General features: G+C 31.4%; 22 protein-coding genes. 3 read left to right on the forward strand and 19 right to left on the reverse strand.

Annotated elements, in window-relative coordinates:
- Window positions 1-25: 25 nt before the first annotated feature.
- The 19 genes from arcC to ACZ5N4_RS18645 form a co-directional block, all read right to left on the reverse strand.
- Complete coding sequence (arcC, locus tag ACZ5N4_RS18555) at window positions 26-964, reverse strand: carbamate kinase (RefSeq protein ID WP_464203993.1); 939 nt, start codon at window positions 962-964, stop codon at window positions 26-28.
- A 57-nt stretch (window positions 965-1,021) separates the two neighbouring features.
- Window positions 1,022-2,266, reverse strand: a complete 1,245-nt coding sequence (locus tag ACZ5N4_RS18560; RefSeq protein WP_464203994.1) for a YlbE family protein — start codon at window positions 2,264-2,266, stop codon at window positions 1,022-1,024.
- Window positions 2,267-2,271: 5 nt separating this feature from the next.
- Window positions 2,272-3,522: a YlbE family protein gene (locus tag ACZ5N4_RS18565; protein ID WP_464203995.1), complete on the reverse strand. Its 1,251-nt coding sequence runs from the start codon at window positions 3,520-3,522 to the stop codon at window positions 2,272-2,274.
- Window positions 3,523-3,535: 13 nt separating this feature from the next.
- Window positions 3,536-3,709: a fdrA domain protein gene (locus ACZ5N4_RS18570; protein WP_464203996.1), complete on the reverse strand. Its 174-nt coding sequence runs from the start codon at window positions 3,707-3,709 to the stop codon at window positions 3,536-3,538.
- Window positions 3,702-5,294, reverse strand: coding sequence for an acyl-CoA synthetase FdrA (fdrA, locus tag ACZ5N4_RS18575; protein ID WP_464203997.1), 1,593 nt, complete (start codon window positions 5,292-5,294; stop codon window positions 3,702-3,704). The genes ACZ5N4_RS18570 and fdrA overlap by 8 nt, the downstream gene beginning before the upstream one ends.
- A gap of 12 nt (window positions 5,295-5,306) precedes the next feature.
- Window positions 5,307-6,200 (reverse strand): oxamate carbamoyltransferase subunit AllH family protein, encoded by an 894-nt coding sequence (locus ACZ5N4_RS18580; protein WP_464203998.1) that lies wholly within the window; start codon window positions 6,198-6,200, stop codon window positions 5,307-5,309.
- A 199-nt stretch (window positions 6,201-6,399) separates the two neighbouring features.
- Window positions 6,400-8,082, reverse strand: a complete 1,683-nt coding sequence (locus ACZ5N4_RS18585; RefSeq protein ID WP_464203999.1) for a PucR family transcriptional regulator — start codon at window positions 8,080-8,082, stop codon at window positions 6,400-6,402.
- A gap of 144 nt (window positions 8,083-8,226) precedes the next feature.
- A complete protein-coding gene (locus tag ACZ5N4_RS18590; RefSeq protein ID WP_464204000.1) occupies window positions 8,227-8,937 on the reverse strand; it encodes a lysophospholipid acyltransferase family protein in 711 nt (236 codons plus the stop codon).
- A 168-nt stretch (window positions 8,938-9,105) separates the two neighbouring features.
- Window positions 9,106-9,564, reverse strand: a complete 459-nt coding sequence (locus ACZ5N4_RS18595; RefSeq protein ID WP_464204001.1) for a helix-turn-helix transcriptional regulator — start codon at window positions 9,562-9,564, stop codon at window positions 9,106-9,108.
- A gap of 176 nt (window positions 9,565-9,740) precedes the next feature.
- The gene (locus ACZ5N4_RS18600) at window positions 9,741-10,307 is read right to left on the reverse strand and encodes a hypothetical protein (protein ID WP_464204002.1); all 567 of its coding nucleotides are present in this window, start codon (window positions 10,305-10,307) and stop codon (window positions 9,741-9,743) included.
- Window positions 10,295-10,972: a hypothetical protein gene (locus ACZ5N4_RS18605; RefSeq protein WP_464204003.1), complete on the reverse strand. Its 678-nt coding sequence runs from the start codon at window positions 10,970-10,972 to the stop codon at window positions 10,295-10,297. The genes ACZ5N4_RS18600 and ACZ5N4_RS18605 overlap by 13 nt, the downstream gene beginning before the upstream one ends.
- Before the next feature lie 18 nt (window positions 10,973-10,990).
- Entirely contained in the window at window positions 10,991-11,716 is a 726-nt protein-coding gene (locus tag ACZ5N4_RS18610; RefSeq protein ID WP_464204004.1) for a hypothetical protein, read from the reverse strand.
- A 5-nt stretch (window positions 11,717-11,721) separates the two neighbouring features.
- Window positions 11,722-12,603: an ABC transporter ATP-binding protein gene (locus ACZ5N4_RS18615; protein WP_464204005.1), complete on the reverse strand. Its 882-nt coding sequence runs from the start codon at window positions 12,601-12,603 to the stop codon at window positions 11,722-11,724.
- Window positions 12,604-12,921: 318 nt separating this feature from the next.
- Window positions 12,922-13,290: a GntR family transcriptional regulator gene (locus ACZ5N4_RS18620; RefSeq protein ID WP_464204006.1), complete on the reverse strand. Its 369-nt coding sequence runs from the start codon at window positions 13,288-13,290 to the stop codon at window positions 12,922-12,924.
- Between the two features lie 120 nt (window positions 13,291-13,410).
- Window positions 13,411-14,154 carry a LytR/AlgR family response regulator transcription factor gene (locus ACZ5N4_RS18625; protein ID WP_464204007.1) on the reverse strand — a complete coding sequence of 248 codons (744 nt, stop codon included), beginning with the start codon at window positions 14,152-14,154 and terminating at the stop codon, window positions 13,411-13,413.
- A 6-nt stretch (window positions 14,155-14,160) separates the two neighbouring features.
- Window positions 14,161-14,514 carry a hypothetical protein gene (locus tag ACZ5N4_RS18630; RefSeq protein WP_178909865.1) on the reverse strand — a complete coding sequence of 118 codons (354 nt, stop codon included), beginning with the start codon at window positions 14,512-14,514 and terminating at the stop codon, window positions 14,161-14,163.
- Between the two features lie 6 nt (window positions 14,515-14,520).
- Window positions 14,521-15,513: a flotillin-like protein FloA gene (gene floA / locus ACZ5N4_RS18635; RefSeq protein ID WP_246517132.1), complete on the reverse strand. Its 993-nt coding sequence runs from the start codon at window positions 15,511-15,513 to the stop codon at window positions 14,521-14,523.
- A 100-nt stretch (window positions 15,514-15,613) separates the two neighbouring features.
- Window positions 15,614-16,108, reverse strand: coding sequence for an NfeD family protein (locus ACZ5N4_RS18640; RefSeq protein WP_464211010.1), 495 nt, complete (start codon window positions 16,106-16,108; stop codon window positions 15,614-15,616).
- Between the two features lie 215 nt (window positions 16,109-16,323).
- Entirely contained in the window at window positions 16,324-17,184 is an 861-nt protein-coding gene (locus ACZ5N4_RS18645) for a sensor histidine kinase (RefSeq protein ID WP_464204009.1), read from the reverse strand.
- Window positions 17,185-17,420: 236 nt separating this feature from the next.
- Here ACZ5N4_RS18645 and ACZ5N4_RS18650 point away from each other — a divergent pair, with 236 nt between their 5' ends.
- From ACZ5N4_RS18650 to ACZ5N4_RS18660, 3 genes are all read left to right on the forward strand, one after another.
- On the forward strand, window positions 17,421-18,017 hold the full coding sequence (locus ACZ5N4_RS18650) for a TPM domain-containing protein (protein WP_464204010.1): 597 nt from the start codon (window positions 17,421-17,423) through the stop codon (window positions 18,015-18,017).
- 210 nt (window positions 18,018-18,227) lie between these two features.
- Window positions 18,228-18,971: a hypothetical protein gene (locus ACZ5N4_RS18655; protein ID WP_464204011.1), complete on the forward strand. Its 744-nt coding sequence runs from the start codon at window positions 18,228-18,230 to the stop codon at window positions 18,969-18,971.
- Between the two features lie 367 nt (window positions 18,972-19,338).
- Window positions 19,339-19,926 (forward strand): nuclear transport factor 2 family protein, encoded by a 588-nt coding sequence (locus tag ACZ5N4_RS18660; RefSeq protein ID WP_464204012.1) that lies wholly within the window; start codon window positions 19,339-19,341, stop codon window positions 19,924-19,926.
- Window positions 19,927-20,028 lie beyond the last annotated feature (102 nt).

The following is a 20,028-nucleotide window of genomic DNA, read 5'->3' on the forward strand; positions in this document are numbered from 1 at the left end:
TGCACAACGAACTAAATGTTAAATTTTATAAAACTAATCTTGTACCTGTCTTTCCTTCTAAAGCTTCTTGTAGTTTATCAATAGATGTTATTATTACGTTTTTTCCTCCTGCTTTTAAGAAGTATATTGCTGCATTAATTTTGGGACCCATGCTTCCTTTAGGAAATTGACCTTCTTCCATATATCTAAGAGCATCCGCTACTGTTAATTCTAATAGATTTTCTTGGTTAGGCTTTCTAAAGTTTATTGCTACTTGATCTACTCCTGTTAGTATAAAGAAATAATCTGCTTTAATTTCAGCAGCTAGCAATGCACTAGCAAAATCTTTATCAATAACTGCCTCTATTCCTAGTAGCTTGTTCTCTTCTTCTATGACAGGTATCCCCCCTCCTCCAGCAGTTATAACTAAAACTTCTTTTTCAAGTAATGCTTCTATAGCTTGTCTTTCTACTATTCTCTTTGGCATTGGCGATGGTACAACTCTTCTATAACCTCTGCCACTATCTTCAATAAATGTAACTTTCTTTTCAGCCATTAATTCTTCAGCTTGTTCTTTGTTATAAAAAGGTCCAATAGGCTTTGTTGGATTTTTAAAAGCTTCATCGTCTTTATCTACAACAATCTGTGTAACCACTGTAGCAACAGCTTTATCTATATTTCTTTCCTGCATCTTATTATAGAAAGCCTGTTGAATAAGATATCCTAGATTACCTTGAGTCTCAGCATCACACACATCCAAAGAATATTGTGGTACAACATGAGAGGCTAATTCAGACTTTATTAGAGTATTCCCTACCTGTGGACCATTTCCATGGGTAATTACAACTGTATAATCTTTTTCAATTAAATTTAATATTGGATCGCAACTATTACAAATATTTTCTTTTTGTTCTTCTATACTGCCTTTTTGTCCTTCCTTTATTATGGCGTTGCCTCCAATGGCTAATACAATTTTTTCTTTCATCAACTAATACCTCATTTCATGTAATTTATATATTATTTTCTCGAACATTCAGACAATTTAATATTGATCTGCATAAGCAATTAGGGCTTTTTCAAAGGCTTTAATAGGTATTTTAGAAATTCCAGCTCCTATCATTCCACTTTTTGGATATCTACCAGCAATAGCCGTAGTTATATGCGGAACTATGCCTGTTTCCACAACCTTAACAATATCTATGCCAACCGGTGTCCCTTTCAAATCTAAGTTTGGAATTCTAAAGCTATTACTTTCCTCAAAGGTTATTTCATACATTTCTTTATTTAGATTAATAGCTTCGTTATTTCCACCTGCTCCTAAGAACTTTACTACTAAGGGAGATGCAGCTATTGCCATAGCGCCGAGCCCTACAGTTTCTAAAATAGCGCTATCTCCTATATCTAAATTTGCATCTTCCTCATTATAGTTTAAAAAATAAAGTCCTGTTACCTTTTCTGCTGGAGCCGTAAACCATGAATTACCTAGCCCACTTACCTTTATGCCAGCTTCAACGCCATTTCTTGAGATGGTTGTTACTATAGTTGAACCTTCTACTCCGTGAGCCGCATCAGCTGTTGACTTTGCTGCCGCCATAGCTAGATTTAAAAAGAATTGACTGTCATGAGACATGAAGCTCAAAACCTCTTTAAGTTCTTTTTTATTATCAATTACGTTAATTAGTCCATCAATCATTCTTCTTAATAAAAAATTTGAAGATGCTACATTTCTCATGTGAAGCTCATCACCCATTTCAAGAGCTTGTGCCATAATCACTTTTAGATTTACTTTCTCAACAAAATCTACATACCTTTTAAGTGCTGGAGCTAATGTGTTCTCTAACCATCGAAGTCTAGAAATAGTTTCTTCTTCATAATCACCTAAACGAGCTACCTTTCCTTCACCTTCATGAATAGTGGTAAATGCATAATTGCCATGTGTTTGATTCTTGACTACCAAAAGTGGCATCGAATAAGAGATAATTCCTGCCATAGGTGCTACTGCATTGAAGTCATTACAGGAGCAAAATTTAATTTTTCCTGAGTTTGCTAAGTCTATAGCCTCCTTTTCTGAAGAAGCAAGCCCTTCATACAGAAGGGCCGCTATAACTCCACCTTTCATTGGATTACACATATCTGAAAAGGAAATTGGTGGTCCTGCGTGAAGTATTGTATACTTATCAAAATTTTCAAATGCCTCGTAAGCATATTTGACATCTACCCAAAAAGGTATTGCTTCTTCCATCCTATCTACTGCAATCTTATTGGCTTTCTCTATTGAGAATTCCATATTTATTACTCCTCTACTAACTCTCCAAATGCCATTAATGCCTTTACAAAACAATCTATAGGCGCTGTTACTATTCCTGCTCCTATTTGTCCTACACCTGGTTCTTTATGAGCCATTCCAGTATTAATTACAGGAAGAATACCTGTTTCTACAACCTTTCTTATGTCTATACCTGAAGGTACTCCTTGAAAATTTAGAGTAGGCATTTGATATACAGGATTTACGCCTTCTGTAATTTCCTCCATATCCCTTGTATATTGAATTGCTGCTTGTACAGATGCAGCACCAACAAACTGAACTACAGCTGGAGCAGCCCCCATAGCAAATCCACCTAAGCCTATGCATTCTACGATAGCACTGTCTCCCATATCAGGATTTGCGTCTTTTTCACTGTATCCAGGGAAGTATAGTCCTTTAGGCATATTCACTGGAGCTTCAAACCATTGCTCACCTAAACCACTAACCTTAATCCCAAAGTTAGTACCATTTCTGCTCATAGCAGTGACTATTGTTGAACCCTCTATGCCTTTAACTGGGTCCATAGTAGCTTTAGAATTTGCCATTGCAATATTTAAAAAGAACTGATCATTACCTGTAATAAAATCTGTTATTTCTTCAAGCTGTTTCTTATCTTCTACTACTCTCACCAAGTGAGGCATTATTACCTTAAGGAATGCTGCAGATGCTCCTAGGTTTCTTTGATGCATCTCATCTCCCATTGCTAGAGCTTTAGCTGTTGCAACTTGTAAGTTAATTGGTCCTGATAACTCAAGTGCCTTTTTAAAAGCAGGCGCTAATACTTTCTCTAGCCATTTTAATCTATTAATAACTGTTTCATCATTTGCACCAAAACGCATTACTTTTCCTAGACCTTCATTAAAAGTGCTGTAAGCATAGTTGCCAAAGGTCTCATTTTTTACAACAAGAAGTGGCATTGAGTAAGTTATCATTCCTGTCATAGGTCCAACGCATCCCATACTATGATTGCTTACGAATTTAATTTTTCCGCTTTCCGCCATTTTTTCTGCTTCTTCATAACTATCAGTTAATCCCTCGTATATAATAGCTCCTATTATAGCTCCCTTTAGCGGACCGCACATATTCTCCCATTTAATTGGAGGGCCAGCATGTCCTATAGTCATAGGATCCATTCCAGGAATTACATCCTTAGCATACTTCACGTCAACTAAAAAATTGCTTGCCTTTTGTATTCTTTCTAATGCAACTTTATTTGCCTCATTTATATCAAATTTCATTTGTTCCACTCTCCTATTTGTTTAATTTTTCTAATATCTCAAGAAGTTTAGAGTTTCCTCCAGCAGCCGGTCTCCAGTCTACATGAATGCACTCAATTTTTTGATGCTTATTCGCATCATGAAATGTTTCAAGGCCAACATTTACAACCTTTAGTTTACTGCTAAACAACTCATTTATTTTACTCATTTAACTGACCTCCCATCATTTTGCACCATTCTTCCCCTTTTCCAGCAATTAATATGGCAAGTCTAACAGCTTGGGCGTTTGATGGCATTACAATAACTCCAGCTTTTTCAAGTTTTTCAATTTGAGCTTTTCTGCTTTGTATATCATCATCTGTTCCACAAACTGAAGCTACAAAGCTAACGGATTTTCCTTCTTTAGCTAAAATATTATTAACTTCCTCTATAGTTGGAATTAATGCTTCTGCCATATCCTCATTTGATCCATATCCAAGTACTACATCAAATAATACTACTGCTGTTTCTGGGTCTAATGCTTCTTTCTTCATTCTTTCTATTCTAAGTCTTGGGTCAATCATAGGGTGTGGTCTACCATTTGTGAAGTAATCATCTCCCAAGTCTAAGATGGTATTTTTCTTACTATTTTCTATATCCTCTAGTAGGCCTTTATCTGTTAATGGAGTGTTTGAGTATATATCTTCCATATAATCATTCATTAAAACCATTGCCTCTGAACATAAAGTTCCACCAGAATAAAGTCCTCTTATATATTTTTGATCTTCTGAAAGTTTTTTACTTTGCTGTTCAACAATATCTCTTAAATTTTTGCTATTGTCAGTAAATATTATATTTTCTGTCTTTCTGCCTTTAGCAATGTTAACAGCGACATAAGCAGCATCCTCTAAAGTAAAAGTCTGTACAACTGTATCTTTCTCGATGCTTATTGGACTACCTCCAATAAAGCAAGTTACAACAGGCTTATTTACTTTCTCTATAAATTTAAAGATTTTCTCCATAACAGACTTGTGAGGTGGCTTTGAAATTATTACTATAATCTCTGTTTCCTTGTCTTGTGCTAATGCTTCAAGTCCCATTAACATCATTCTTCCGCCTATAGCTTCCTTTACATCTCTTCCGCCAGTTCCTAAAGCTTGTGAAATTCCTTCTCCAAGCCTGCTTACTAAACATGTTACTTCTTGAAGTCCTGTTCCTGCAGCAGCTATCATTCCAATCTTTCCTCTATTAACAACGTTAGCAAAGCCTAAAGCTGTTCCGTTTATTATTGCAGTTCCACAGTCTGGTCCCATCATAAGAAGTCCTTTTTCAATTGCTTTATCCTTAAGTTCGATTTCTTCTTCTATAGATACGTTGTCGCTAAATAAAAGAATGTGAAGGTCATTTTCAAGTGCTTTCATAGCTTCTTGTTTTGCATATCTTCCTGGTACGGATATAACAGTAAAGTTAGCTCCTGGAAGTCTCTTTAATGCTGTACCTAAAGTCTTTGCTCTTAAATCGCCTTCTTGAGCAGTGTCGTTTTTCTTTTGAAGCTCATCTTCTATAATACTTACAGCCTCAGCTATTTTTGCTTCCTCATCAGTTTTCACTGCAATAACTAAATCATTGGCACTAATATTAGCATTTTCTGAAAGCAAAAGCCCTGAGTCTGTCATTAGCTTTTTATTATAATCCGTTGCCATCATTACAGTAGCATCTGCAATTCCATCTAAGGATGCAATCTTGCTGGATATCATCATTAAAGTTACTGAATCATAATAAGTATTCTTCTTTATAATATTTTTAACTAACATTTCTACCCTCCGTTATTTTTTAAGATTAGTAAATAAATAAAATGCCCACAGCAATCCACATAATCCATCTGTTCCTGATGAATGCCCTATGGATATCATTGTTGCACAAGCTTTGTAAAGTTCTTCTAGATTTTCATCCGATAAAGCTCTATATACATTATGAAAGCTTTCGCTAAACCTACCCTGAGTTGCTTCATCTAAAAAGACTTTACTTATCATAGTAGTTCTAAAAGAGTTTTCTATAATTTCAGCACTAAGAATTTCATGAAATTTACTTATATCTTTGTCCATATATTTGAAGCTGTGTAACACACTAAGTACGCCTACTAAAAAGTCATCTCCTGCAGGAGTAAGTCCTGCACCATAACCTAATAAATTAGATGTCTTTTTGGCAGCCTCTATTATGCTATTGCTGTGAAAATCAACATAAACTTCAGACAATAATTTAGAAACAAAGCTATCATTATCTTTCCTATCTAGAACCTTGTTATTAGTGGCAGAAAGAGCTGCTTCTCTAAGTCCTCCTGATTTTCCATTTATGAGAACTATTCTTTTTATACTTTTGATTAAAATTTTATTATCTTTTAAGAACAGTTCCGGAGAATATTCTAGTGTTGGCTCCCAAACTTCAGGATTGTCTATTTTTATAGGGGAAGTGTTTACGAATATTTCTTTATTATTAATATTTAAATAATCTCCTATATTCAGAGAAAGATTTAAAAAATTAAGACTATCATCAATCGAAATAGATAAGGGACCTTTAGGTATTTCTCCACTTTGCAATGCTATTAATGTTCCGTTATATTCAAAATTAACTACTTTTCTGAAGACTGAATGGACTTTAGCATTATTAAGCTTATTTAACTTCTCAAACACAGGCTTACTAATACTTTTAACCTTAAGCATATCTCACTCCCCCTACTCATTTGTAATTATAAAATATTAAGGTTATAAATCCATCGGCAACATGCTACAACTTTGTAAATGTTTACTGTGCAAATTGCACAAAAAGAGCTAATTTCTTTTTTACTCTTTAGAATTGTTTTCATAAATATCTAAAAAAAATTAAAGAGACCATGATTTACATGGTCTCTGAATTATATAATTATAACAATTTCATAATATGAATTCCCAGCTGTAGCTCTAAGTTCTTTTCGCCATCTTCAAGATCAGTTTCTAAAATTTCTTTTATCTTATCAAGTCTGTATAAAAGAGTATTTCTATGGATAAATAACATTTTTGCTGATTGACTCATATTTCCCTTACTCTTGAAATACATATCAAGGGTTTCAACTAAATTAGTATTATTTTCATTATCATACTCAACAAGTTTCTTTATTGAGGTATCATAAAAACTCTTTAATACATCAGTATTAGGAGCTGAATTCAAAAGATGGTATATCATAAAATCATCAAAATGAACAACCCTGTCTCCGCCCTTAAGTTTATTTATGAGTTTTCTAGCCTCCATTGCTTCTTTAAAACTTTTTGATAAATGAATTATTTTATAGGTTTTTCCTATTCCTATGGTAATAGCATATTCGCTATTTTTTTTATTAAACTCTTTCTCTATAATTTCACCAAACCCCACTAAAAATTCCCTATTTTCTTTAGAGTTGATGGAGGTCATAAATGGTATAAAGGTAATAATATATGCACCTCTTGTTATAGATATGGTTTTAATTTTTTCTTTCATAGCTATATAATCAATGGTTTTAATTACCTCTTCTTGTAATTGACGTACAAAGTTTTTTTCCAAGTGATATTGTATAGTATTATTAATGTCTTTAATCTCAGTAACCATACAAGAATAACTAAATCTATTATTTAACCCATAAATTCCAACTATGCCTTCAAGCTCTCTTTCAGAATGTATTTTACCTTCCAAAAGTTCATCAAAGAAATCTCTTCTCATAAGCTGTTTTGCCTCATCAATAGCTTTTTGCTTCATTCTTTCAAGCATTATGATTACTGAAGATCTTTCTATAGCCATATAATCTAATTCAATCATCTTTCTACCAGTTTCCGCAACAATGATATATCCATATATTTCTCTGTCAGAAACTATAGGCTTAATTCTAAAAGAAACTTCATTCCCATTTATAACGCTATTATACTTAATTGCTTCTTTAGGCAATTCAGTATGGATATTATTATAGTATCTTCCAATAAACTCAATGTTCAACATCGGCTCATTATTATATTCGAAGAATAATTCCTTTGGAAGAGATTTATTTTTATAGAAATTCTTATTAGCAATTATCTCACCATGCTCATTTGAAATTAGTAGCGGATTATCAATTAATTTCTCCAATTCACTACCTAATTCCTCTATACTCCCACCTGTAAGGACTATATTCATAAACTGCTCATGTATATTTAAAGACTTCCTAAGTTTCTCAGTTTGGCGTTCGTAAAGTTCTTTATAGAACATACTGCTTACATCAGACAAGCTATATTCATAAGGTATTTCAATTATCGGCAGAAGCAATTTCTTTGATTCCTCTAGAACCTTTTCTGTTAGTTTGTCAATATATCTATTCTTTTTAACGCCTACTCCTGCAGCCCCTATATTACTTAGTTCTCGGATAAAATTTAACTGAAGTTCCTCATTATCACTCATAAAATACCCAGTAGTTAATAGAAACTCACCAGGCTTTATCCACTTAAGTGTATCGGGGTTCTCCATCATATTTATACTTATAACCTCTCTTTTTAATCCACTCATGTCGCATAATATTTTAAAACCTTTTTCTTCAAGCAAAACTAGAAACTCTTCTATAGTCACTATAAGTTCACCTTCATTCTTTTTTGTTTGAATTATTATTATTTTTATACTATTCTATACTAAAAATACTTTAAAATAAAGTATTAAAGAAACCTTCCCTCAACTAATAAGTTAAGGAAAGGTCTTGATATTAAATATTACTATTTAATTTTTTAAGCCATGCTCAATGATATCATGCAGCATTTCCGCTAAATTCTTTTTCTCATCCGCTGACAAATCTTCTAGATATACTGGTTTATGAAATATAAGTTTAACGGAGTTTCCCGTTACCTTTTCACCAGCTTCTAATACTCTATAAGTACCATCAATAGTAACAGGCACTATTGGCACATTTGCTTTAAGTGCCAACTTCATACTTCCTTTTTTAAATTCACCCATTTCTGATTTTAAACTTCTTGTTCCTTCTGGAAAAATAATCATTGATTGTCCTTTTTTTAAGTTTTCTACACCTGAATTAATAGCTTTCATTCCTTCTCTGATGTTATCTCTATCAATATATACAGTATCAATTTGGCTTAACCAGCTTCCCACTAAAGGAATTTTCTTTATTTCTTTTTTAGCGATAAAGGCTGTTAGCTTGTTTATATTTGCAAGTAATAGAAAAGCATCAAAAATTGCTTGATGGTTACTTACAAAAAGACAAGGTCCTTCTGGAATATTCTCCTGTCCTTTTACTAAAGTGTTTGTTTTAGATCTCTTTAAAACATGATTGGATATATCCTGTAATTGTTTATATGCATATTTATCAGCAAGTTCCTTTGATTTTTTTCTCAAAAAGAATAATTTAGTTCTACCTGTTACGGTTTTAATAAAAAGATAAATTGCAAAATAGACATACCAAAGTAACTTAATCATTAAAATACCTTCTCTCTTATGACGTATAGCTTTTTTATTCTATTCGATTACTATTATATATCATATACTAGGCATCTTCAAAAAATAATTAGTCAGTATAACTCAAAATATCAGTCACATACTTAACTTTTTATTTTCTTTCAGATGCCTTATTAATTTTTCATGCAATTATTTTTCTAGTTGTTGTAGTTCATTTATTCTTCTATATATATATTCCTTATCAAAAGAGGAGCATATTCTTCTATTTTCATTATCTATTATTCTATAGTGACTTGATATTATATTTTGCTGAAGTTTGTAGCTATCCCGTACTTCTACATCTCTCCACCAAAGCTTTCCTCCCATAGTCTTCATGCCGTTTCCCTCGCATTTTCCAAAGGCTAGAGAAATCACTATATCCTCTAGGTCTTCCCCTAAAGTCATTTGAAGCACTTCACTATCTTTAAATAATGAACATACTACTACTGCTCCACTCCATCCCAGAGTGCCTCTTTCTTTTTCTATCTGAACCAGCGTTTTCTTAGATATTCCAAGTATCTCTGCCATTCTATCTTGAGTATAGTTCTTTTCGTTTCTTATTAATTTTAGCTTTGAATCAACTTTTTCTACAAATTCTTCTCTTGTCATGTTATCACCCCTTGCACTTATCTGATGCTAAGAACTTTATTTACAGTGTAATTTTATACTATAGGTGATCAAAAGTAAATATTTAGACAAAATACATTTTAGATTAGAATATCCAAAAATTAAAAATTGTGACATTTACAAGAGAGTTTGCAGAAAAACTTATATTTCAAAGGGTTTTACTCTACATTTATAGTTATAGGAATCTTTATATAATCTTTATTTTGAGTTCCATAAACTAAAGTTATCTTTTCATCGCCTTTACTTTCTCCATAGAACTGAAAATATCTACAATAAAACCGTTCCCCTTCCATATCTTTTAAAAATGATCCGTATGTCCACACAACTCCATCATTAACTGATTTTGCAAACTTATCCTTAAAATTCAAATCAATAAAATTACTATACCATTTCCAATCCTCCTTATTTGAGTCTTTTTCTTTAATACATATAAACAAATTATTGTTTTTAGGTAAATTTATATTTATTTCTTTGCCGTTTTCAATATCATATCTTTTATAATTTAACTTGTCTCCATCTAATATAAATGCGTAAATATATTTTTTATCATCATATGGAGGAAATAGTAGCCCACTAATATTATTTATTGGTTGGCTGTTATCTATCATTTTTACACTACCACTATAGCTAAGAGGCTCAACTATGCTTTTACCTCCCATACAATACAAATGTAACAACATTCCTACCATTATTGCTGTTAAAATTGGAAGCTCTATTCTATGCATAAATCTTCTTCCCTCCTTATAATTCTCCATCCAATGTATATGGAAATGCCATAAATAATTATAAAAAACAAATAAACTGCACCTTGACTTTTAATAAAAGCTGGTATATATTCCTCGAAGATTCTAATTATAAATGTATAAAAAAGGTTAGGTAAGAAAAAGTAACCAACGCTTATCCCGATCGCTTCTCCTAATTCACATCTTGTATTTAAGGCCCCTATTAAAGCTCCGGCACAAATAGAACACATAAAGCTTAAGAATTGATAAATCCACACTCCTAAAGGAGTAAAACCAACTACTTCAATCAAATTAAATTTTCCATACTGACCCATAAATATTTGCCTTTGTGACTCATAATGAATAAACACTAAAGTTTGTATATAAGAAATTACTGCTGCAATAAATACAAATAAGATAAAGCTACTTAAGTAGAAATCCTTTCTTCTTCCTCCCATGCTAACCCAGTACACAAAAGAATTTTTATAATTATAAGCTGCAAAAATTATTAAAAATAAGCTTTCCAATACATATACATTATCCATTCCTATATTAATGTTATTTATTTTCATTTCTATACAAAGTATCACTAATAAAGCCGCACCCACGAAAATAGGAATTTTTCTAGATAAAAAATTAAGCTTTAAACATACATTTAATTCCCTCATAACCCTATACCCCCTTCTTTAATCTATGTCCATATGCATAAATACTTTTTTAGCTAAAATATATAATATTATAGATGAAGCTAAATAAAACATAAGAGCTAAAGTTAGATTACTATTTATATAGGAAATGAATTTAACAAGTTTATTACTGAATTTTTCTTGGAAGATTACTAAAAAAATTGATCCAAATATAATAAAGTTTATTATTATTCTTAAAAATTTACTTGAAAGAGATATTACACTTATGAAATTTGCAAAGGCACAAATAAATGTGATTAATATAAATGTTATAAAAACAATTTTTACATAGGAATAAGCTGTAAAGCCTTCAAAACTAAATCCCATGTAAGAAACAATGCCATTTAATTTATATAATTTATCCTCTAATAAATTTATTATATAAACTAGCAATATTACTATTGATGTTATAAAACTTATAATAAAACTAAACACCATATTACCTTTATAATATTTTTCTCTTGTATATCCTAAATTTAAAAAATAAGCAGCTATCTCCTTGTAACCAATGGCTAATGCTGTATTTACATTTGCGAATATTGCCAACAACCAAAATAAATCATAATATGTTTTTCCATTGTACCCATATCTTAGTGGATATAAGTTTTGTATACTAAATAAGGCCAGACAAAAACCAACTACAGCTATAGTTATTAAATGCCATATATTTTGTCTTAAAACTGATACTAACTGAAACTTTAATTTGTTACCTTCTTGTATATTCATAAAAACTACCTTCCTTCACTTTCAATTGAAGTTAAGTGAATAAATAGCTTTTGAAGTGGCATACTTTTTATTTCAAGTCCCATATTTTCAATTTTTATTTTTTCTTCTTTGGAAATGGTATGTAGTACAGCAGCATTAATGTTATTTCCCATAACTTCTTTATAGATAACATTTTTGTTTTTTGTAACATCACTTATCTTATCACTGTCACCATTTATATAAAAGGCTTTAGTTCTTAGGAGGTCTGTTTCTTCCTCTAATATAACTCTACCTTTATGGATTATTATTACATTCTCAAACAACTTACTAACTTCATCTATTAAGTGAGTTGAAAATATTATGGTTCTAGGATTTTCACTGTAATCTTCTAACAAAATGCGATAAAACTTCTCTCTAGCAACTGCATCTAACCCTGTATAAGCCTCATCGTATATAGTTATAGCTGCTCTGCTTGCTAGTCCTATTATTATTGATACTATAGACTGCATCCCTTTCGAGAGGTTTTTATATTGTTTGTTTAAATCCACATCAAATTCTTTTATGAGTGCCTTTTCAAATTCCCTGTCCCAGTTTTTATTAAAGGCTCTTGCTATACTAAATATTTCTCTTACTGTAAAAGTTGGTATAAACTTTGGCTTGTCACTTACAAAGCAGATTTTGCTAAGAGCTTTTTCATTTTCAAAAGACTCTTCACCAAAAACCTTTACTGTACCTGAACTTTTTACATATTGGGCTGTAATTATTTTTAAAAGAGTAGTTTTCCCTGCGCCATTTCTTCCTAGTAGTCCATATATTTTACCTTCTTCTATATTTAAATTTAAGTTATCTAAGGCCTTTGTATTTAAAAATTTTTTATTTAAATCCATTATTTCTACTGCCAATCTCATTTTCATTCCCCCATATAATTATAGAATTTCACCTAAATTTAATTCATAATTTAAGAAAACTGCGACACAAAATCTTTAAGAGGACAGAGGACAATTGACAGAGGACAATGAAGGAGGATTTTTCGACCTTACACTACGAAAAATCTTTAATTTATAAATCGATGTTTCACATTAGTGAAACGAGTCTTAAAAAATAAATTAGTTTTCTGACGTAAGTAAGAAAACTCACCTTCACTGTCCTCTGTCCACTGTCCTCTGTCAATTGTCCTCTGTCAATTGTCCTCTAAAAAAATGCTTCGCATTTTTTTATTTTATGAGTTACTTATCTTCAATACTATTAATCATTTCTATCAATTCTTCAGTTGTTATATCTAGTTTTTTAGCTTCAGAAATCATCTTGCACAAATATTCATTAAAGAAATCCTTTTTACGTTTCTTTTTTATATATTCTTTTGCCCCCTCTTTTACAAACATTCCTATTCCCCTTTTCTTAAAAAGTACACCTTCATCTACCAGCATATTTATGCCTTTACCTGCAGTTGCTGGATTTATTCCGTAAATAGCTGCAAATTGATTGGTAGATAAAACTTGATCTCCTTCATTTATAATTCCATTTAAAAGGTCGTCTTCTATGCCCTCTGCCACCTGCAAATAAATCGGTTTACTATCATCAATTAAAATTTTCATATTATATCCCAACCTCATTAGTTAGTTACTTATGTAATTAACTATATAACACTTGGTATCCTTTGTCAAATCAAAAAGACAGGAACTGATTTTTCTATTTAAATCAATTCCTGTCCTATTTTAAGAACTAAACATATCCCTCAATACATCATATCTTTCGTGAGTTAAAAGAGCATCTTTATCTGTATTTTTTAGCTTTACAATATAAGTCCATCGCCCATAGGGATATATTTTGTGAATCATAGAAATATTAATAATATACGATTTATGGCTTCGGAAAAACTGAGTTTTATCTAATTTTTCTTCTAGCTCACTCATACCTTCAGAGGTAGTGTAACTGCTATCTACAGTATAAATTACTGTATTTCTATCCTCCCTTTGTATTATTATAATATCCTTCATGTCTACAAAACTTATGCCTTCTTTGCTTCTAATGAGTATTTTATCTAATCCCTTTTCATGACGAATAATCTTATACATATCTTGTTCACTATGATATTGGTTTAAGGATTTTATACGATTTAAGGTTTGATAAATTCTATCAAGCTTAAAAGGTTTTACTATATAATCAAAGGCATAAAGTTGAAAGGCATCAGACATATACATAGAGTGTGCTGTTGCAAAAATAATTATAGTTCTAGGGTTTATATCCATTATTCTTTTTGCGCATTCTACACCATTAAGCTTTGGCATCTCTACATCTAAAAATATAACGTCAGGGTGTATTTCTTCCACAGAAGAAACAACAGCTTCACCATCTTCTGCTTCTCCTACTAATTTAAAACCTTCTATTTTTTCAATGGCCTTTCTTAGAACCATCCTCATTCCCTCTTCGTCATCTCCAATGAAAACTTTAAGCTCCAATACTTATCACCGCCTTCTTGTCTTTGCCTTTGGTTTGCCAAGTATTTCTGAATATACAATGGCCTGCAAAACTTTCTCTTCTGTGAACTCAATATCTAATCCTGCTTTTTTATCTTCTGCTTCGCTCTTTTCTATAGAAATTGGCTTTTGCCTATATTTTATCTCTTCCTTTTTTCGTGAATATGCATCTATTAATTCTGATCCTTTATCGGAATCTCTTTCTTCAGGTTTACTTACTTCATTAATGCTAGAAAATGCACCATTAAGCTTTTCAACTCTAGAATTCAACTCTTCTTTTAAATCACTAAACATCTTTTTCATAGCATATCCAAATTCTTTAAAATCATAAGAAGAAATCATACTTTATTACTCCTTCATATCCTTAGAAGTTTTATATGAATTATTTTCATTTTTATTCTTGCTAACTTTAGATATGGATTCTCTCATTTTTGTATCTGAGATGATATTTTGCATATCATAATAATCCATTACCCCTAGTTTTCCCTCTCTAAATGCTACTGCCATAGCTCTTGGTATTTCTGCCTCAGCCTCTACTACTGCAGCTCTCATTTCCTGTTCTTTTGCAACAGCCATTGCTCTTCTTTCTTCAGCCTTTGCTTGGGCAATATTTTTATCTGCCTCTGCTTGAAGAGTTTGAAGCTGAGCACCTATATTTCTTCCAACATCAACATCTGCAATGTCTATTGATAATATTTCGAAAGCAGTACCTGCATCTAATCCCTTTGCTAGAACTGTCTTGGATATAGCATCTGGATTTTCTAATACTTCTTTATGAGAAATTGATGTACCTACTGTTGTTACAATACCCTCTGCAACTCTTGCAAGCACTGTTGCTTCTCCAGCTCCACCTATTAATCTATCTAAATTTGCCCTTACTGTTACTCTTGCCTTTGCTAAAAGCTCAATACCATCCTTTGCAACTCCTGAAACATTTGGTGTTTCAATTACTCTTGGGTTAACACTCATTTTTACAGCTTCAAGTACATCTCTACCTGCAAGATCTATTGCTGCTGCTCTTTCAAAAGGTAGTTGAAAATCTGCTCTGTGAGCAGCTATAAGTGCATCTACTACTTGATCTACATTTCCTCCTGCTAAATAATGGGCTTCTAATTCATTTACACTTATATCCAATCCTGCCTTTGTTGCTTTAATTAGAGGTAAAAGAATTTTTTTTGGTGCAACTCTTCTCAGCCTCATTCCTATTAAATTAAAGATGCTAACTTTAACATTTGCTGCTATAGCTGAAATCCACAGTGTAATAGGTACAAAGCTTAGAAATAAAGCTAAAAAGCAAGCAATGCCTCCTAAAATTATAACAACTAAAACTGTACTATTCATAATACTACTCCTTCCAATTTATAATTAATTACGATTTTCTAATAAATACCTTTTATCTGATGACTATCCGCTCTAATACTAAGAATTTTGTTTATATTATCTATACTTTTTCTCTAACAACAATCCTTCTTCCCTCTACTTTTATAACTTCTATTTTTTTATCCTTAGAAATAAATTCCCCTTCTGAAACTACATCAAGTTTTATACCATTAACATCTGCTATACCTGCTGGTCTTAAAATTGTTAAGGTAGTCCCCTCTTGTCCAACAAAATAATTAAGATCCTCCGATCCTATATATCCTGCTTCTTTTTTTTGAGTTTCATGCAAAATTAATATTTTCGAAAGCCGCCCTTTAGTTACAGATTTTAAAACAAGCGTAAGTGCTATTCCAAGTACCGAAATAATAATAACAAGTAAAATTAAAACTTGTATTGCACTTGTTGCTGTTAAGACTACTCCAGCAATGAGAAGTATTCCTCCAAAAATACCAGGAATTCCGAATCCAGGATGAAACATCTCAACAATTACCAGAAAAAATCCGAATCCAAAACACAGCAGTGCAGCCCAACTTATATTAGATAAAAAATTCACCATTTCCAAATAACTATACCTCCCTTTCCTATTTATACTATACATGATTGTCACCAGGCACATATAACTATAATGTCAGTGCCACTAAATTCCTAGATTCAAGTCTCACTAGCTGGGTCTATAATAATATACTACCTCCGCTTCATTTATTAATGAATATGTAGTTGTTAAGATATACATTCAGCAGTTTAAAATGTCGTATTTTTAGTTTCTCTTTATTATCTTTGAACCCATCCTTCAAAAACAGTAATATCTTTGTTACTAATTACATTAATATCTCCACCGTATTCAGTAAGTATATCTTTTACAATAGCTAGTCCCATACCTTCTCCCTTTTCTCCCTTTGTAGTAACCCCTGCCTTAAAAATCTTTTCAATAATTTCTTTTGGAATCATTGGCCCGTTGTTTTTTATTCTGAATCCATATGACTTTAAATCTTCAAAGAGTTCAATTTGTATAGTTCTATTTTCTTTTACTTCCTGCAGTGCATAGATTGCATTATCTATAATGTTTCCAAGTACTCTACAAAACTCCCAAGATGGCACTTTTAAATCATTAAATGAAGTTGTAATAACTATTTTTGTTTTTATTCCTCTTTTTTCTCCATATAATGTTTTTGCTTGGAGCAATGCATTTACTGCCGGGTTTGAAGTCTTTAGAACTTTATTTATCTTTTGAATATCTTTAAATACTTTTTCAATATACTCTCTTGCATCAAAGTACTCCTCCATTTCCATAAGGCTATATACTACCTGCAAATGATTCATAAAATCGTGCCTTTGACCACGAAGAGTTTTATTTAGATTTTCTAATTGCTCTAAGGTGCTTTTTAATGTGGTATATTCATAACTCTTCCCATAAAGATATCTAATGTTCTTCACAGTAAAAAAACTATTAATAATTCCTATAAACATAATCGCATATATGAGTAAATCTCCATTATAAAGCTTTTCCTTGAAGTTAAAAGGATTTTGATGAAAATAATTATATAACACAACTATTATTACTGTACTTATTTGCATTATACTTAAAGCAATTATTGTTATGATTGTCTTATTTATGTCTAATTTTTTTCTCATTGTTGGCTTGGACTCCCTTCTTATTCCATCAATACCTTTTATTTTAACATATTTAAAATAATATCCAAATACCCACCGTAGATCAGTGTAATAATTTAAGCAGATACAACCTACATTTATTTACACTTTAATGTAAAATATCCTAAAATTATATATTTTTCTATATATAATTTAATTACTTTATTCCACATTTTATGATTAATGGTATAATATACATAAAGAGGAGGGAAATTTTTATGATTAGAAGAGTTTTATCTATATTATTTTTCCTTATACCTATATTATTACTTTCAGAAACTTCAGTTTACGCCAAATATACCGTAGATAAACCATGGTCACATACATATGTAGCTGATTATGAAAATGTACTTTCTAGCGATACCTCAAAGAAGCTAGAATCTGATTTAGACAAACTAAAAGATAATACAAATGTTGCAGTATATGTGATAACTATAGATAAATTAGAGGACATGAGTATTGATAAATATTGTAAAGAATTGATATCTAATTGGAAAATTGAAGGTAAGTATGTGATACTTCTAACATCAACTAAAGAAAGGCAATATATACTTTTTTCCAGTAAAAACTTGCAACCCTATATTTCTATGACTACTATAAAAGATTTTCCAACATATTTTAATGAAAAAAAGTATAGCGATGGAGTATTATATGCATCTAATAGTATTATCTCTACTATAACATCACATTCTGATAAAATTAAGCCTTCTGATAACTACAAATATATATGGTTAGTCGTTCTAGCAATAATAATAGTATACTATGTAAAAAAATCACGTTTAAAATTAAAAACTTCATCACAAGAGACACTTTGATGAAGTGGAAACTTGAATCAGATGGGGTTTCAAACCCCACCTGATTCTTAGTTGAACGAATCCAGGGACGTAGCCGCTCTTTACTCCCTCTTTGAGAAGAGGGAGTATTAGAGCGAGTAGTCATCGGATAAAATACAAAATATAATTTTTCATTTATTACATTGGTTTAAGGGGGAGTTTATCATAAAGAAATATTTGTTATGTTTTTTAATGGCCTTTCTTCTCATATTTAACAGTTTTTCTACAGTTTATTCTAAGGGGGGAACATCTTCAAGTTCATCCTCTAAGTCTTCCAGTTCATCCTCTAAATCTTCCAATTCATCATCAGGATCGTCATCCTCAAAATCTGCTGGAAGTAGTTATAAAAGTGGAAGTTTTAGCAATTCGAGCTCTACTAAGAGTGAATCTACAACTTCAACAAAAAGCCCCTCTTCTGGTTCTAGTAACTTTAAAAGCGGAGACTTTAGTAATACAAGCTCTACTAAAAACGAATCCAAATCTCCAAGTAAGAATTCATCTAATACATCTAGTACTTCTAAAAGTGGAGATTTCTCTAATACAAAAACCGTAAGTAAACCTTCAAGTACTAGTACACCTATTAAAACTGAGAAAATTACTTCTGCACCGACTATTGATAGCACAACTAAAAAAGATTCCGTAATTACAAATGGTAAATTTAAAGGAGGTATTCTTAAAAGCAGCAACGTTGTACCTGCAAAGGGTATGCCTGTAATTATATCTATGAATGGAAATGATATATATGTTGATTCTTCTGATGACGGAGAATATGTCTACTCATATTATGCATCACCTCCATCTGAAAACCCCTCTTCTTGGCAAGGAAGTGTAGGCTACTTAGAGTCTGCACCAGTTAAAGAATCCCATACTGGAACTTATATCATTGCAGGGTTGATCATAATATTCTTTTTACGTAAAATAATTAAACTGAATTGATTTCACTAAACTAATATTAAAATACTTTATATAAACAGAATTCTTGGCTTCAGGTGGAGTTTGTCTACGACCACTGGACAATTCTACCCGTTAAATGCCATTTAGGCATTTAACCTCCATTTGCATTATATTTTTGGGTATAAGATGTTAATATAATTTCTAGAAAACAATTGTTAATTTTACATTTTAATCCAAACATATTGTTTACAAATTATCTATATTTGTCATATTATGTTGAATATATTTACAATAATGTAATAAGAATATATAATTTACATTGTGCTTCATTCGCTTACAAATAATTGAAAGGGGACAAAGTACAAAGCCTATACTTAATTATGTTATCGTATTATAAGGGGGATTAATTATGAAAGTCTTAAAAAAATTAACTCTAATCTTAACTTCAGTTTTATTCACTTTAACATTGGTTGCATGTGGACCTAAACCAGATGAAACAGTAAAGAATTTCTTTGAAGCCGCTAAAAAATCAGATTTTAATACTATGGCAACTTATATGAAAAAAGAAGGTAACAAAGGTGACTTTAAATTTGATGATGCAAATCAAGAAAAAATAGTTAAAGCTGTTTTCTCAAAAATAAGTTACGAAAGTGTTTCTTCTACAGTAAATGGTAATAATGCTACTGTAAAAGCTAAAGTTACTTCACTAGACCTACCTAGAATATATGGTAAGACAGTTGGGGATTTAATGCCTACTCTTCTTGCATCAGCTTTTTCTGCCACTGAAAATGATTCTAAAAATAATGCTGCTGTTGAGAATCAGATAATGCAAGCATTTTTAAATGCAATGAATGATCCAAATGCAGCTAAAACCACAACAGAAGTTGACATTAAATTGGTTAAAGGTGATAAAGGTTGGGTAATAGAGCCTAATGATGATCTATTAAATGCCTTAACAGGTAATTTAAACAAAGCTTTTAAAGATATAAATAAATAGTTAATAAAAACACGCTCTAGGCCACTAAAACCTAGGGCGTTTTTATTAAAATTTTCACCTTATGATTTAAAGTAGTGCCTTACAATTAAAGTAGTATCTTGC

It is taken from the genome of Clostridium nitrophenolicum, assembly GCF_055391695.1.

Coding starts and splice junctions, on each gene's coding strand:
- ACZ5N4_RS18645 (WP_464204009.1), bottom strand. CDS start 17,184: ATGAGAAAAAAATTAGACATAAATAAGACAATCATAACAATAATTGCT.
- ACZ5N4_RS18600 (WP_464204002.1), bottom strand. CDS start 10,307: ATGCATAGAATAGAGCTTCCAATTTTAACAGCAATAATGGTAGGAATG.
- ACZ5N4_RS18595 (WP_464204001.1), bottom strand. CDS start 9,564: ATGACAAGAGAAGAATTTGTAGAAAAAGTTGATTCAAAGCTAAAATTA.
- ACZ5N4_RS18580 (WP_464203998.1), bottom strand. CDS start 6,200: ATGCTTAAGGTTAAAAGTATTAGTAAGCCTGTGTTTGAGAAGTTAAAT.
- ACZ5N4_RS18610 (WP_464204004.1), bottom strand. CDS start 11,716: ATGAATATACAAGAAGGTAACAAATTAAAGTTTCAGTTAGTATCAGTT.
- ACZ5N4_RS18605 (WP_464204003.1), bottom strand. CDS start 10,972: ATGAGGGAATTAAATGTATGTTTAAAGCTTAATTTTTTATCTAGAAAA.
- ACZ5N4_RS18660 (WP_464204012.1), top strand. CDS start 19,339: ATGAAAGTCTTAAAAAAATTAACTCTAATCTTAACTTCAGTTTTATTC.
- arcC (WP_464203993.1), bottom strand. CDS start 964: ATGAAAGAAAAAATTGTATTAGCCATTGGAGGCAACGCCATAATAAAG.
- ACZ5N4_RS18655 (WP_464204011.1), top strand. CDS start 18,228: ATGGCCTTTCTTCTCATATTTAACAGTTTTTCTACAGTTTATTCTAAG.
- floA (WP_246517132.1), bottom strand. CDS start 15,513: ATGAATAGTACAGTTTTAGTTGTTATAATTTTAGGAGGCATTGCTTGC.
- fdrA (WP_464203997.1), bottom strand. CDS start 5,294: ATGTTAGTTAAAAATATTATAAAGAAGAATACTTATTATGATTCAGTA.
- ACZ5N4_RS18640 (WP_464211010.1), bottom strand. CDS start 16,108: ATGGTGAATTTTTTATCTAATATAAGTTGGGCTGCACTGCTGTGTTTT.
- ACZ5N4_RS18630 (WP_178909865.1), bottom strand. CDS start 14,514: ATGATTTCTTCTTATGATTTTAAAGAATTTGGATATGCTATGAAAAAG.
- ACZ5N4_RS18650 (WP_464204010.1), top strand. CDS start 17,421: ATGATTAGAAGAGTTTTATCTATATTATTTTTCCTTATACCTATATTA.
- ACZ5N4_RS18560 (WP_464203994.1), bottom strand. CDS start 2,266: ATGGAATTCTCAATAGAGAAAGCCAATAAGATTGCAGTAGATAGGATG.
- ACZ5N4_RS18615 (WP_464204005.1), bottom strand. CDS start 12,603: ATGAGATTGGCAGTAGAAATAATGGATTTAAATAAAAAATTTTTAAAT.
- ACZ5N4_RS18570 (WP_464203996.1), bottom strand. CDS start 3,709: ATGAGTAAAATAAATGAGTTGTTTAGCAGTAAACTAAAGGTTGTAAAT.
- ACZ5N4_RS18565 (WP_464203995.1), bottom strand. CDS start 3,522: ATGAAATTTGATATAAATGAGGCAAATAAAGTTGCATTAGAAAGAATA.
- ACZ5N4_RS18620 (WP_464204006.1), bottom strand. CDS start 13,290: ATGAAAATTTTAATTGATGATAGTAAACCGATTTATTTGCAGGTGGCA.
- ACZ5N4_RS18590 (WP_464204000.1), bottom strand. CDS start 8,937: ATGATTAAGTTACTTTGGTATGTCTATTTTGCAATTTATCTTTTTATT.